Source organism: Cupriavidus sp. MPR-AND1C (assembly GCF_058809705.1).
In genome coordinates this window covers 14,455-26,544 of record NZ_JBXASU010000065.1, presented here as the reverse complement: position 1 = coordinate 26,544, position 12,090 = coordinate 14,455, and the positions used below count along the sequence as shown (strand labels likewise).

Sequence of the window (12,090 nt, the reverse complement as noted above, 5' to 3'; positions counted from 1 at the left end):
CATCCATCATCGGTTAAGTGCTCGCATGTAAACAACAACGTAATGACGCTGCGGTCGGCTACTGTGTTTGTCTAAACGCGCATTGACCCGCTGAATGCGAGTCACGCTCGGGAAAAAATTGACCGATCAAGAACTTTTCTCGGTTCTTGCCGATCTATGCCGCGCATGGCCACGCTAGGACCACGTGGCGTCAGCAACCTTGGAGGTGTGGATGGCAGTAGGCATGCTAGAGGCGCACATGAGCTCAGTGGAGAACGCGCTTCTTCACAACTCCCGGATTCCTGCAAATGCCGGGCATATGCTTCATCGTGGAACCCCACGGGAGAATTTGATCGCCACCTTTCTGAACTCTCATCTGAGCGCAAATGTTGCGATCGGAACCGGTGAGGTCATAGATTATCGGTCCAAACCGCGAGAGCAGAGAAACCAATTTGATATCGTCATTTATCGCCGAAACTACCCCAAACTGGATTTTGGCGGAGTGAACGGCTTTCTGGTCGAATCCGTTGTGGCAACAATCGAAGTGAAATCGGTTTTGGACTACAGCGCGCTGCGTGATGCTGTGTCTGCGGCGTCCAATCTCAAGAAACTTGAACCGAAATACAGTCGCACCGCTTCGTTTGGCTGGTTCCCACCGAAGCCGTTGTCCTTTGTGATCGCTTACAGTGGACCTGCAAACATATCGACTGTAAGTGCCTGGACGGCGAAAGCGCGAGATGAGCTCGGAATTCCTCCGGACGCTTGGTCGCCCGAGAATCGATTAGCGACAGCAGGACAATGCCTAGACGGGATTAGCGTCCTCGGACTTGGTGCTCACTACCTTTGCAATTCGCCCCTCTTTGGTAACCAGATTGACCCTCGGGTGCGTCGATTCTTTTGCGAAGGAGAGACGGGCGCATTGCTATTATTTTTCCTTGCGTTGCAACAGGCGTGCCAGAGCACAGAGAGTGCGGAACTCAATACGAGGCCATACCTAGAGGGGCATGCGTTCAATGGCACATTCAGCGATTAGCGGCGCTATCGGGTCGGTATGCCGCTGGTGTATCGTGATGCGCGATCCGAACCATATTTGTGAGTGATTGTTGTCATGGACCGCTGCTACATGTGTGAAAATCCAGCGACCTCCCGTGAGCATGTGCCTCCGCGCTGTCTTTTCCCGGAAAGCAAGGACATGGAGGGTGAGCTTCACAGGCGAAACTTAATTACTGTCCCGTCGTGTGACGTGCACAACTCCGCAAAGTCGCGCGATGACGAATTCCTAATGGTTAGCCTAGCCGGCATCATCGGGAACAATTCGATCGGCTATCGGCACAAGTTCGGCAAGGTCAACAAAGCAGTCCGCCGCAGTGCGAATCGCTTACTTGAGGAGGTATTTGTCAAGAAAAAACATGTGTTTGTAGTTGAGGTCAGGCCGAACAAGTTTATTGACGTGATTTGGGGTACGGCTGATGCTGAAAGATTGCATCGTTGCTTTGAGCACATTATTCACGGCCTGCACGTTCATCACTTTGGCGTCCCATTTAGTGGACAGATTCGTGTGCATTTGGCGTACCTCCATGCAGAGAAGCAGAACGCCAAGGCGTTCAGCGAGCTATTGAAACGGAAATTTGAGATTGAACTTGATGGAAGACCAAAATTTGGGGAAAATCCGCAAGTCTTCTTCTATCAGGTTACCGATGAAGATCGCCTCGGCCTCTACGCCATGCGTTTGTGCTTCTACGGCGGTCTGAACGTCTACGCATCGTTAAAGCCAGATGGCACTGCGATGCCGGCTGATCTGGGCATGGAACTTCTGAATCGGGGTATTCCAACTGTGGTTACACTCGGGGAGGAGAGATTCGTTTTCAACGACGATGGGTCCGCAGGTCTTCTTGATGAAGGTCATGCTGTGCGAGGCAATTCTGGTTAGTCTTTTAGCGTTGGGGGGCAGGCAGCTCAGTAGTCGCTCGGAAACAGCAATGTTGTGGCGCTGCGGTCAGCTTCCGTGATGATCCAAACACATTCGCCAGCGATCCGGTACGACGATAGGATGCGTGTACCCGCCAAAATTGCGTACCGGTTCGCTTCGGCATCTTCGGTCGGAACGTCACCCCAGTCACCCCGAACATGACGGTCTAGGTAAGGATCGGCAGCAACGCCTTCGCGTTCAAGGTGCGTCAGCACGCCACGTGTTGCAACGATCTGTCCAAGCGGGAAGAGTGAAGGTCTCGGTTTCAACGGAATGATGACAGCGCTGTGCATCGGTTCTTGGTCATCGATGGACATGAATAGATGGTCTCCATAAGTGGCAACGTCGGCGCTGCCGGAAATAAAAAAACCAGGGCGGGGTGCCCTGGCTCTCGGTGTCATGTGGTCAGATCGACAATGACGGGTCGTTCGATTTGAAGCCACCAGGCTTCAAATCGCAATCGTCGTTGCTTCATATGTATGTCCATTGGTTCGCTGTCGGCGGACGGCAGTCGGTTCGAAAGGGATGTGCCGCGAAGCGAACGCCTGGCCGCTTGTCGGGAAATGAGTCGATCAGCAGGGAAGCCCGCACGCTGGAACCATCCGTCCCCGTTGTCGGTGACAACGTAAGCGCCGTGTTCCAGATCTTTGGACATGCTCAGAAGCGTCTCAAGCATGGTCGTGGATCGAGGCTTCCATTGGTTCTGTGACCTGACCGGTGTAGCGTCGAAGATCAGCATGCCGTCAGCCTTATCGGGCGAGTCAATCGTGATCGAGGAGGGCTCGTAGGGCATGGTGATGTCGCTGCCGGGAACAACACATCGATCTCATCACTATAGAATGAAGAGAGCGGTGTTGTTCCCGATGGCCGTTAGTGGCCAGTGGTGCCGTTCGGATTTACAGCACCACTGCCCGCCAGCCGATCACGTTGCAGCTTGTTGTATTGCGTATCGTAAGCTTTGGCGAGGCACTCGGGCGTTTGGCACACATTGCGGACCTTCGTCAGCCACTGACGCTGTTCCTGTTTCACCTGATTCGGATTGCCGGTGGCGCTGAGGACTTCCTTGTAGAAGTCGGCAACGACAGAATCGGCGTCGGACAGCGTTTGGTCCGCACAGATCATCTTTTCAACGTTCGTCGATGCCTTCGTGCAATTGAAACTCGGGCCAGCGAACACGGAAGGACTTGCTGCAAGAAGCACGGCGATGAGAATGGCGGTGTATTGGGTTTTCATGATGGAAGTTGCTGTCTCTGTTGGTGACGCGTGGTGAAAGAGATTACGACGCGCTGGTCAGCTTTCGCGTGCATACCGTCATCAGTGCGCCGGAAAAACGTAACGGGTCCGCTCCGAACTTCCGAGTCGTCGCGGCAAGGTCCGGGTCGCTTTCAATGCCGTGTCCAAAATGAAGCAAAAGCTTCTTCTCGTATGCACGATATTGCAACGGTACTTGGCCGCTGAATCGCGAGTGGATTCGATTGGCGTGCTCTTCGATGTCAATCCGTTCGCCTTGAGCCTTCGATGCGAGAACCCCCGACACGTAGGTCACGACGACAGAGCACAGGTTTGTTGCAATGTCGCTGGGTAGCGGCGGCTTGATGTTCTCGGCTGCCTTCTTCTCACGCTTGGCAACCGCCTTTTCCTCGGCAGTCTGCCGGTCGTGGGCGACTTCTTCGGGTGTGCGGGTGACGCTGGTGAGCATGGCCGTCACAACGAGCACAGGCAAAGCGATGAGGGCAATCTTCTTGCGACTTGGATTCGCGCTCTTGCGCATGATCCAGGCAGGTTTGATCATGCCTGCGATGAGGCCGATCATGGCGAGAGCGAACAGCAGGTGAAAGATTTTGGACATGGCTTTCGGTCAACTTTGAGGCAAGGCAGTGACGAATATGGTTCCGGGCCGTTTCGCTGGGCTATGCGGGCGGGAACAACACATCGTCCATCTCTCTATAGTGTTGAGGTCGGTGTGTTGTTCCAGCCCTGATCTGCGTTGATCACCACATGCTGACGCCGCAGTAGTTGCGCGTCACGCTGACGTAGTTGTTCAACTGGTTGGCTGCGATCTTGTATCCCATGTCGGGGCTACCGGAACGCGCATAGTTTGCGATGTCGGCGGCAGACCCAGATTTCATGTAACCCACCAACTCACTGATGGCATTGGCGCAAATGCCATTATTGACCTGGGGCGACTGCTGTGCCTTCTGGATTACAGTCTTCGCCGTGGCATACACGTCCACGAAGTCGCGCTTCTCTGCCGACATATGCGCAGCCGCATACGCTTGGCCCTGGATGCCTCCATCGTTTGCAACGGACTCAGCGTCGTCTGCCATCTTGGGTTTCGTCACGCCCGACAGCGCAGCCGTCACGACGAGAATTGGCAGCATGCGGACGAGGATCTTCTTTCGCGTGGGCGTTGCGATGACCCTCGCTGCAAAGGCAGGGCGGATCATCGCGACAATTAGCGCCAGCAGGCTGACGGTGAAGAGAAAGTGAAATAGTCCGTGCATGGTGATTCCAAGTGACTAGGAGAGGGGCCTTGCTGGCCGATGTCTGTTGGCTGGCGATGCGAACAGGAACAACTCATTCACTATCTCTCTATAGTGTTGAAGATCGCGAGTTGTTCCCGAGGCCCGCTAGTTGCGCTGATTACTGTGGAACAGAAACGCCATACACCGAGTCAAGGCTCACAATCTTGCCTTGGAACGGAATGATCCAGTTCAGCCAGGTCTGACCATTCGGGAACGATGCCGTGTTGGTGTAGATCTGACTTGCGGTGTTCGACGCGAGATCGACCTTCTGAATCTCGCTGAAGCCGTAGTACGCTGCCGTGTGGGTCAGGTGAACGCGGTTCAGGTAGACCTGCCCGTTCTTGAGCACAACATCCAGCGTGGTCGTGTAATTCGCATCCGCAGGCAGGGCTTGCGTGGTTACGAAATGCTCCGTCCCATCGTTCTTGATGATCGTCGGAACCCAACCGGTGTTGTTCGTGTTGTCTTCGTCGCCAGCAAGGAATGCGTCGTACTGACCACGACCGAAATCGATCAGCTCTGCCGTATAGATCTGGGACGAGATAGGAATCGTGCCAGGGAGTCGCGTGAAGTCCTCGGCGAAGGAGCCGTTCTTGTCGTTGATGAGGAAGTACGGCTTCGCGTGGACAATGTTGTCGGTCACAACCACATCAGCATAGCCATTGCCATTGAAGTCGGCGGCGGATGCGCTGTGGCAGAAGCAAGTGGTCGGTGCCGTTGCGTTCTTGTACGAGCCATCGGCTTGACTGAGCAAGTAGTGCGGCTGCTCGCCAGGGAACGGCGCTGCATCGAAGCCATGGCAGGCGAAGAAGACATCCGGCTTCCCGTCAGCATTGAAATCCGCAACCAGTGCCTTCCGAGGGTGGAGGCAGCCGGTGTTGCTCGTCAGAACATCCGAAGTATGGTCGATCCACTGGCCGTTTACATTCTTCCAGAAGTGGATATGCCCGAATTTGTTGGCCGTCGTCGGATCGCCAGAATTGTATTCAAGCGAATGCGTGACCATCGAATACGTGCCTTCCTGGAAGAAGTCGGCGAATGCGACTGCATTTCCGGCAGCAACTTCTTTGGGAAGGGCTTGCGGACCAATGGCTTCGCCAGCCGTGACTTTGTTCAGGTACGAGGCTTTTTGAACAGTCAGGGGAACCATCATCGTGGCCGACTGTGTTGCCGAGCCACCAGCGCCAGTGCATTGCAGCGTGAACACCGCCTGGCCAGGCGTCGAAGCCGCTTGTGCCGAACTACCCGAGGTCGCTTGCGTACCAGACCATGCGCCGGACGCCGTGCAGGAGGTCGCGTTAGTGCTCGACCAAGTCAGTTTCGTATTCTGGCCCAGCGCGACCTTCGATTGATCGAAAGCTATGGAAACGGTCGGTGCAGGCGATGCAGTCGGCGCGGTGGATGTGGTTGCGGAAGAGCTTCCATCGCCTCCGCCCCCGCACGCCGACAGCACTACTGCGCTGACTGCGATAGCAAATGCTCCTGCGAACTTCGATTTCATACATTCCTCTATGTGAGTTGTTATTGGTGCTCAAGGGCTCTACTTGCGGCGCGTGTAATGAAACGGCTTGACCCACACAACGCGACCACAACTTGCAAAACTGCGCCGCCGCATCAATGACGCGGCAGCGCAGCACTAACGAGGGCAAGGCAATGCCTCCCCAACGGTTCGCATAAGCAGGCATCCCGCCTGTCTCAAAGCTCGATGATCTGGTGAACAATTGCCTGGACCTCCGGACCGCTTTTCCGCAGAAGGGAGGCGAAGCGCGAGACGATGAGCCGATTCTTCCGCGTCTCGATCTTGTTGATCTGCCGGACCACGGCCGGATCGAAGGGCTTGCCGGGCTTCATGTTTTCGATGGCAGTCTTGGCCAACGTAGTGCGTTCGCTGTCCAGTTCCTGCAATGCCGCCCGGAATTTCTCGGGGGATTCGCCAGCGATGCTTCGGGCAGCTGGCTTCGGTTGCGGATTCCCTGCTGCTTCGGGAGTGCTGGCCGGGGCGGTGGAAGGCTTCGTTTCAGGCTTTGCGCTCATAGTATTTTCCGATTAAAGTTGTCAAAACAACAGTTAAATACTATCCAGTGTTTTTGGCTTCGTACATCTTTTTTCGCGAAAAATCAAAGAGTTAGATTGAGTTCGTTCGGCCAAGGCGCCAGCCGGAAAGTACTGGGTAGGATGGCCGGCGCCGTCGTTACAACTTCTTCTTCCTGTCCGAGGCCATCAGACGACTTGGAACTAGGCTCCCGCTTTGGCATCTCTGCATCCCCTATAACGGCATCGCATTGTAATCTTAAACATCACAATGTGATGCCGCAGTTCATGTAATTTTTGCCTCACTGAGCCGACCATTACGACCGTGCGTATGAGGTCACACATGGACGAGTTACGGAAGGCAGCATTGGTGAAGGCGGTAGGACAGGCAATCGCGTCGAAGCGCGCCGCGGCTGGGCTGTCGCAGGAGAAGGTCGCGGAAGAGCTTGGCATTAGCCGCGAGGCGGTTTCACGGATTGAAACCGGCGTAGCGGTCCCATCGGTGGTTCGGCTCGCGGAGCTGGCCGAGATTTTTGGCTGCGGGATAGAGGAACTGCTGACCGATGCCTCGAACCGGAAGGTAGATCAGGCCAGGAAGATTCTGGAATTACTAGATGGCTTGACCGATGAGAAGCGCGAAATGCTCATGAGCGTGATTCGCCAAGTAGTCACTGGTTTTACCAAGTGACTGATCTTGCTTGGTAGGTCTTTAGACTTAATGGAAAAGATATTTGTGCGGGAGTGCGAGGCAGGGATAACACATCTCACTCATATGTATAACTGTTGTGAGCGCGTGTTGTTCCATGGGGAAATGCGCAATCCCCCTTTGCCCCTATATCAAGAATGTGAGCTAGCCGATAACTTATCGTCACGGCAGGAATTGGTCAACAAAGGTCATATGCCGGCTGTATATGATAGAAGGTGCGATTCAAAGCTGGGTTTGAAGCTATGGCAAAGAAAAAAAGAGAACTACATACGGCCTACTCCGGGTTCGTTCTCACATTCGAACCAGCGAGGACAGGATGGCTCGCGGAGCGGTTGCACTCCGGGCTGCCATTAAGCGAGTCATTCTCTGCGCTCGACTGGACCTTTGCGCGAAAAGAGCTGGTTATGTTGGTGCTCGCAAAGGAGCCGCTGTCGATTTCGGCAGTGACTTTGATGGAGAGGATGCATGGAAGCGGCGGCTCTGGCAAAGTTAAGATGCGCATGTCCAACATGGTTGTCTTCGATGCTCCGGTGGTTGACCATGAATTTATTAATACCACATTAGCCGATTCTGTATGTACTCCTGAAACACTCAAACGGACAGAGTTCAACGCCTGGGAGGCGTTGATCGCCGAGCTTTGTGAACTTCGTCCCGACGCTGCCCACGCAATTAGCCAGCTCATAGCTTTGCGCGGAGCAGAGCCCCGCCTAGTGGGAGAGTCTAACCGCGTAGAGCGACTGAATGAACAACGTGATGGGCTTGGGCTGAGCCTTGACATTGCGCAACTTGATCGACCTGCTGTGTTGAAGAATCTGCGAGTAGACAAGGTCGAGAAAGCGCAGTCGATTATTGACCTGCTTGATGCAATGCCAGTTCAAGAACGCAGCATGCTAGAGCATGACGCGCGGATTTTTAAATTCTTGCTGGGCGAGAAGTCCCAAAAGGCGGCACTCTTCTCTGACGGCGCCGAGCGGTCGGTACGAGTTTACGTAGCAGACCAGACAGACCTTGAGACAGTGCTTGGCATTGATCTTGTAATCTATAGCACTTGCTACGATAATTTCTTGCTGTTGCAGTATAAGAGAATGGCTAAAGATATCGATGGATGGTCATACCATGTCAAGCCAACATCGAATCTTCACGGGCAACTTGCAAGCATGGCAGCTTTTCGCTCCGTAGCCAAATCTGTGCCTCCTTCGTCGCCTACGCTTTGGAGTTACCGTCTCAACGAAGAGCTCTTTTACTTCAAATTTTGCGAGCAGTTCCGCCCCGATGCCCGGGACGATAGCCTAGTCCCGGGCATCACTCTTTGCGAGCCACATTTACGCGAGTTCCTCACATTGCCCGAGGCGAAGGGGCCAAGAGGTGGTACGACTATTGGTTACAACAACTGCCCCCGTTATCTGAACAATACAGAGTTCGTTCAGTTAGCGAAAGTCGGGTGGATTGGTGCCGGAGCGCAATCTGCAACTTTATTGCAAAAGGTTCTTGAGGCGAACCGGAGTGGTGGTCGATCGGCAATGCTTGCGATAATAGATACCCCGAAGAGGAAATCTGCATCTGGGCGGGGTAAAAAAAAATAAGCGATCATCAAGAAAGCTAGGGGTCGTGGGTACAAACCAACTACGGAATACCTCGGCACTTCTCGATTACACCAGTGACCTTGTCTGGCACTCCTGTGATTTGTTCAATGCTCCTGAGGACGCGGCGTCATGTCCAGTCAATTCGGAGAAGCACCGTTAGAGTGAGCGTCAGGCTGATCAGCGTGGAAATTAGAAAAATAGATATCCGGAGGCAACTTTGGACCTGCATGTACTGAAGAAAGTCCTGCAAGATCACTTCCGTGACGGCTTGGTAACAATCATCGGCTCCGGCTTGTCGTGCGCAGAAGGCTTGCCAGGTATGGGGGAACTTGGAGCTCATCTCCGTTCCACGATGGGTCCTCTCGTTTCCAAGGACGACCGTATCCTTTGGGACTCGATCAGCGACGCAGTTGAAAAGGTGGGTCTAGAAGCGGCCCTTCTCAAGCATCCGCCATCGGTTTCACTAGAATCTTCAATTGTCGCTGTTACTGCGGCATTGATTGTGGAGCGTGAACGCGCAACAGTCGCCGAAGTTTTTAATGGTACACGGGTTCTGAGGCTGACCCGGCTTCTCAAGCATTTGTTGAAACCCAATAGTGGATTGCCCATAGTGACTCCCAACTATGATCGACTGATTGAGGTTGCTTCTGAGGAGGCGAATCTGGGCGTTGACACGATGTTCGTGGGCCGATTTGCAGGTCGATTGAACCCAAAAGAAAGCCGCCTAAGCTTTTGCAGGAGTGTTTCTCTGCGGAAAAAGCAGGCGTCGTTTGAATACAGTCCACGGGTAAATGTCCTTAAGCCCCACGGAAGCTTAGATTGGTATCTTCGGAATGGGACGCCTGTCAGCTATGGCGGTGAACTATCGGGCGCAACGCGACTGATCATTACGCCTGGACAGAACAAATTTCGAAACGGATATGACAGTCCGTTCGACATACACCGTGAGCGAGCGAACAGAGCTATTGACGAGGCTGGGCGCTTGCTCATATTGGGATATGGCTTCGCTGATGGGCACTTGGAGACTCATCTTGTGCCCGCAATACGTGCCGGTCGGCCGACACTGATGCTCACATATCTGTACTCTTCAGTCTGTTGACTGTTTGGCGTTTGGACTCGCTTGGGGTGCCTACAGTGTCGGATGCAGAGTTTTAGATTGGTCAGCGCCCAAGTCATCCGTCCAGTACAGCCTAACGGCCATCTTTGGTGTTGTGTTTAGATGTACGGACGCAAGGAGTTGCACGGATTGATATCGGTCCAGCGTTTGCAGGGGAAACTTAAGTTTGATGTCACTCTCTAAAACGATTTCATTTCCCTCCGGGAAATCTATCCGAACGTTGCGTGCTGTAGCGCGACCTTGATTGAATATCTTCAAGCGGTAGCCATTCGAGCCGAGTTTCACAAAGCTCGCACCAAGGTCGGCGCGCTTCCCATCCTCAACGTCCGCTTTCTCACGCTCGATGAGCAGAGCGTTCAGAGCCGCTTGCCCCTTGATCAACTCTACCTGTTTTCGGTTGAACTGAACCGTTTTCACTGTCGAGTAAACGGACAGTACTAGGGCAAGTACCGCAGCGGTGCCGCTGAGGTCGACCGTCATGCTGATCATTTGAGCGTTATGTTCTTGCTGTTTTTGAACGCCTCTTTAAGCGTCTTCTGCAGTTCCTCGGCGATGTCTCTTTTGAGCTGCTCAGCCACTTCCTTTAGGTGCTGATCGACGTTCTCCGCGTTTGCTTCCATCAAATCGGCGCGCGACAGACTGCGGCCACAGGAGCCACAGGTCACAATCGCAGAGTCATCTGTTGACCCGTTCTCGCAAGAAAAGTGCGTTGATCCGCAGGTTGGGCATTGCAATCCCACTTGGCGGTCGTATTTGGAAGCATTCATTGTGGCCTCACGAAGGCATGATGGTCAAAGCCAGGTTTTTTTGCTTGGCGAGATATTGAACAAGCCCGCGAGGGCTCCGGCGGGTGGCTGACTGGCATTTGCTTGCTGCCCCAGTAAGATTGATGCCAACGTGTTGGCAGAAATGGCGCTCTTCTTCTTTTCGAGCCAGTCCTGCATCCCGCTATTCAATACATCACCTTGATGGTGCGTGGCGGGGAGAAAAAAGTTCATCTGTACGGGCGTCAACAAGCTCTTGTTGTGATCATTGAGGTTCTGGTGGACGACGGTCGCCACTTGTATCGGGAGCTTTCCGTCCTTGTTGCCTTGGTGGCACAGATTCGAGGCTTCGTTCACAACGTTGCCCATCCAGACAATGTCGTTTACGCCCGATCCGCTGTAGCCGGATTTCAGCATCAAGGCCCTTCCGTACGAGATACCGATGCCACATTTGATCGGCGTGTACCCCTTCTTTTCAAGGCGCCAGTTGAGGTGCAGGATCAGCGAGTTGAGCGACGCCGCTGCGAGGAAAGCCTCGTCAATGTTCTCTTTGAGAGGCGTGTCGAAGATACCGCTGACGCAGTCGCCTGCGATGAAAATCTCTTTGCATTGCCGGGACGTGTTCAGCAAGGCCACGCACTCACTGATGTACGCGCGGTAGATTTTGCCAAGTACCGGCGTGGTGTGCATTGTGGTCAGGTTCGAACTTCCGCGGATGTCGATGAAGACTGCCGTGCAATTGACGTAGAAACCGTTGGTGTATGTAAGACGCGCACGGTCGGGAATGCTGTCCAGCTCTTCATATGCACCGGCCGGTGCATCGAGGATTTCCCGTAGGCGATCGTCGCTGTCATCAGACGTATAGTTGCGCCAGTTGCTTTCCATGCTTACCCCATCGCCTTAATGAAGATCGCGCCTGCGGTGAGCAGGAGTGCGCCGATCCAAAAACCAGCTGCGTGCTTAACACGCACGTTCTTAGTCATTGCCACGTGGCATATTGCGTGGTGCTGCTCCAGCGCCTCGCGCGCCAGATCTCGGTCGCTCATCGCCAGTACGTCGTTGGCAAAGCGGGAGCCTTCAGATTCGCCATACTTCCCCGCAACGTAGGCAAAGAACGAAACTGAACCGACTGACGGCTTTGTGTCGAGCTTAATTCGGGGGAATACAACGGCGACCGCGAGCAGAAGTGCGATCAGCGCTAGGCCGGATGCGATGTATGCCAAGTGCTTGACCCAGGGCAATGGGCTATCCGGCAGCTTCGCGCTGGTCCAGACGAATGCCAGCAGCGCGCCGTTGATGGCGACGAGAAAGCCAGCCTTCGTGTCGAGCACAGAGACCCATTTGCGCGAAACCTCTGCTATGGCCTGGAAGGTCTTAATCTGGTCTGCTTCGGTCATCGTTTTGCTGGCTTTGACC

Annotated in this window: 16 protein-coding genes; 5 read left to right on the top strand and 11 right to left on the bottom strand. The window is 54.1% G+C overall.

Translation table 11 applies throughout. The annotated features are described in order from the left end of the window. Positions 1-211 precede the first annotated feature (211 nt). Together AC1RWI_RS27360 and AC1RWI_RS27355 are read left to right on the top strand one after the other, a co-directional pair. Complete coding sequence (locus tag AC1RWI_RS27360) at positions 212-1,012, top strand: DUF6602 domain-containing protein (protein ID WP_492869873.1); 801 nt, start codon at positions 212-214, stop codon at positions 1,010-1,012. Between the two features lie 249 nt (positions 1,013-1,261). Next, positions 1,262-1,909, top strand: a complete 648-nt coding sequence (locus AC1RWI_RS27355; RefSeq protein ID WP_492869872.1) for a hypothetical protein — start codon at positions 1,262-1,264, stop codon at positions 1,907-1,909. 26 nt (positions 1,910-1,935) lie between these two features. On the opposite strand, the gene AC1RWI_RS27350 is transcribed toward AC1RWI_RS27355, so the two are convergent. From AC1RWI_RS27350 to AC1RWI_RS27320, 7 genes are all read right to left on the bottom strand, one after another. Further along, entirely contained in the window at positions 1,936-2,265 is a 330-nt protein-coding gene (locus AC1RWI_RS27350) for a hypothetical protein (RefSeq protein WP_492869871.1), read from the bottom strand. An 80-nt stretch (positions 2,266-2,345) separates the two neighbouring features. Next, entirely contained in the window at positions 2,346-2,741 is a 396-nt protein-coding gene (locus AC1RWI_RS27345) for a hypothetical protein (protein WP_492869870.1), read from the bottom strand. Positions 2,742-2,818: 77 nt separating this feature from the next. Next, positions 2,819-3,181, bottom strand: a complete 363-nt coding sequence (locus tag AC1RWI_RS27340; RefSeq protein WP_492869869.1) for a lysozyme inhibitor LprI family protein — start codon at positions 3,179-3,181, stop codon at positions 2,819-2,821. Between the two features lie 43 nt (positions 3,182-3,224). Then, the gene (locus tag AC1RWI_RS27335; RefSeq protein WP_492869868.1) at positions 3,225-3,797 is read right to left on the bottom strand and encodes a hypothetical protein; all 573 of its coding nucleotides are present in this window, start codon (positions 3,795-3,797) and stop codon (positions 3,225-3,227) included. A 142-nt stretch (positions 3,798-3,939) separates the two neighbouring features. Then, entirely contained in the window at positions 3,940-4,452 is a 513-nt protein-coding gene (locus AC1RWI_RS27330) for a hypothetical protein (protein ID WP_492869867.1), read from the bottom strand. Between the two features lie 139 nt (positions 4,453-4,591). Continuing rightward, complete coding sequence (locus AC1RWI_RS27325; RefSeq protein ID WP_492869866.1) at positions 4,592-5,974, bottom strand: FG-GAP repeat domain-containing protein; 1,383 nt, start codon at positions 5,972-5,974, stop codon at positions 4,592-4,594. Between the two features lie 194 nt (positions 5,975-6,168). Continuing rightward, positions 6,169-6,507: a hypothetical protein gene (locus AC1RWI_RS27320; RefSeq protein WP_492869865.1), complete on the bottom strand. Its 339-nt coding sequence runs from the start codon at positions 6,505-6,507 to the stop codon at positions 6,169-6,171. 340 nt (positions 6,508-6,847) lie between these two features. On the opposite strand from AC1RWI_RS27320, the gene AC1RWI_RS27315 reads away from it, so the two are divergent. From AC1RWI_RS27315 to AC1RWI_RS27305, 3 genes are all read left to right on the top strand, one after another. Further along, on the top strand, positions 6,848-7,192 hold the full coding sequence (locus AC1RWI_RS27315) for a helix-turn-helix domain-containing protein (RefSeq protein WP_492869864.1): 345 nt from the start codon (positions 6,848-6,850) through the stop codon (positions 7,190-7,192). A gap of 233 nt (positions 7,193-7,425) precedes the next feature. Next, the gene (locus tag AC1RWI_RS27310; RefSeq protein ID WP_492869863.1) at positions 7,426-8,793 is read left to right on the top strand and encodes a hypothetical protein; all 1,368 of its coding nucleotides are present in this window, start codon (positions 7,426-7,428) and stop codon (positions 8,791-8,793) included. Positions 8,794-9,010: 217 nt separating this feature from the next. Further along, positions 9,011-9,892 (top strand): SIR2 family protein, encoded by an 882-nt coding sequence (locus AC1RWI_RS27305; RefSeq protein WP_492869862.1) that lies wholly within the window; start codon positions 9,011-9,013, stop codon positions 9,890-9,892. 30 nt (positions 9,893-9,922) lie between these two features. Here AC1RWI_RS27305 and AC1RWI_RS27300 read toward each other — a convergent pair whose 3' ends face one another. From AC1RWI_RS27300 to AC1RWI_RS27285, 4 genes are read right to left on the bottom strand one after another with little or no spacing between them, the layout of a single operon-like run. After that, the gene (locus AC1RWI_RS27300; protein ID WP_492869861.1) at positions 9,923-10,390 is read right to left on the bottom strand and encodes a hypothetical protein; all 468 of its coding nucleotides are present in this window, start codon (positions 10,388-10,390) and stop codon (positions 9,923-9,925) included. A gap of 5 nt (positions 10,391-10,395) precedes the next feature. Further along, the gene (locus AC1RWI_RS27295) at positions 10,396-10,677 is read right to left on the bottom strand and encodes an ECs_2282 family putative zinc-binding protein (RefSeq protein WP_492869860.1); all 282 of its coding nucleotides are present in this window, start codon (positions 10,675-10,677) and stop codon (positions 10,396-10,398) included. 24 nt (positions 10,678-10,701) lie between these two features. Further along, positions 10,702-11,559 (bottom strand): adenylate/guanylate cyclase domain-containing protein, encoded by an 858-nt coding sequence (locus AC1RWI_RS27290; protein ID WP_492869859.1) that lies wholly within the window; start codon positions 11,557-11,559, stop codon positions 10,702-10,704. Positions 11,560-11,561: 2 nt separating this feature from the next. Further along, a complete protein-coding gene (locus tag AC1RWI_RS27285; RefSeq protein WP_492869858.1) occupies positions 11,562-12,071 on the bottom strand; it encodes a Pycsar system effector family protein in 510 nt (169 codons plus the stop codon). Between the last annotated feature and the right edge of the window lie 19 nt (positions 12,072-12,090).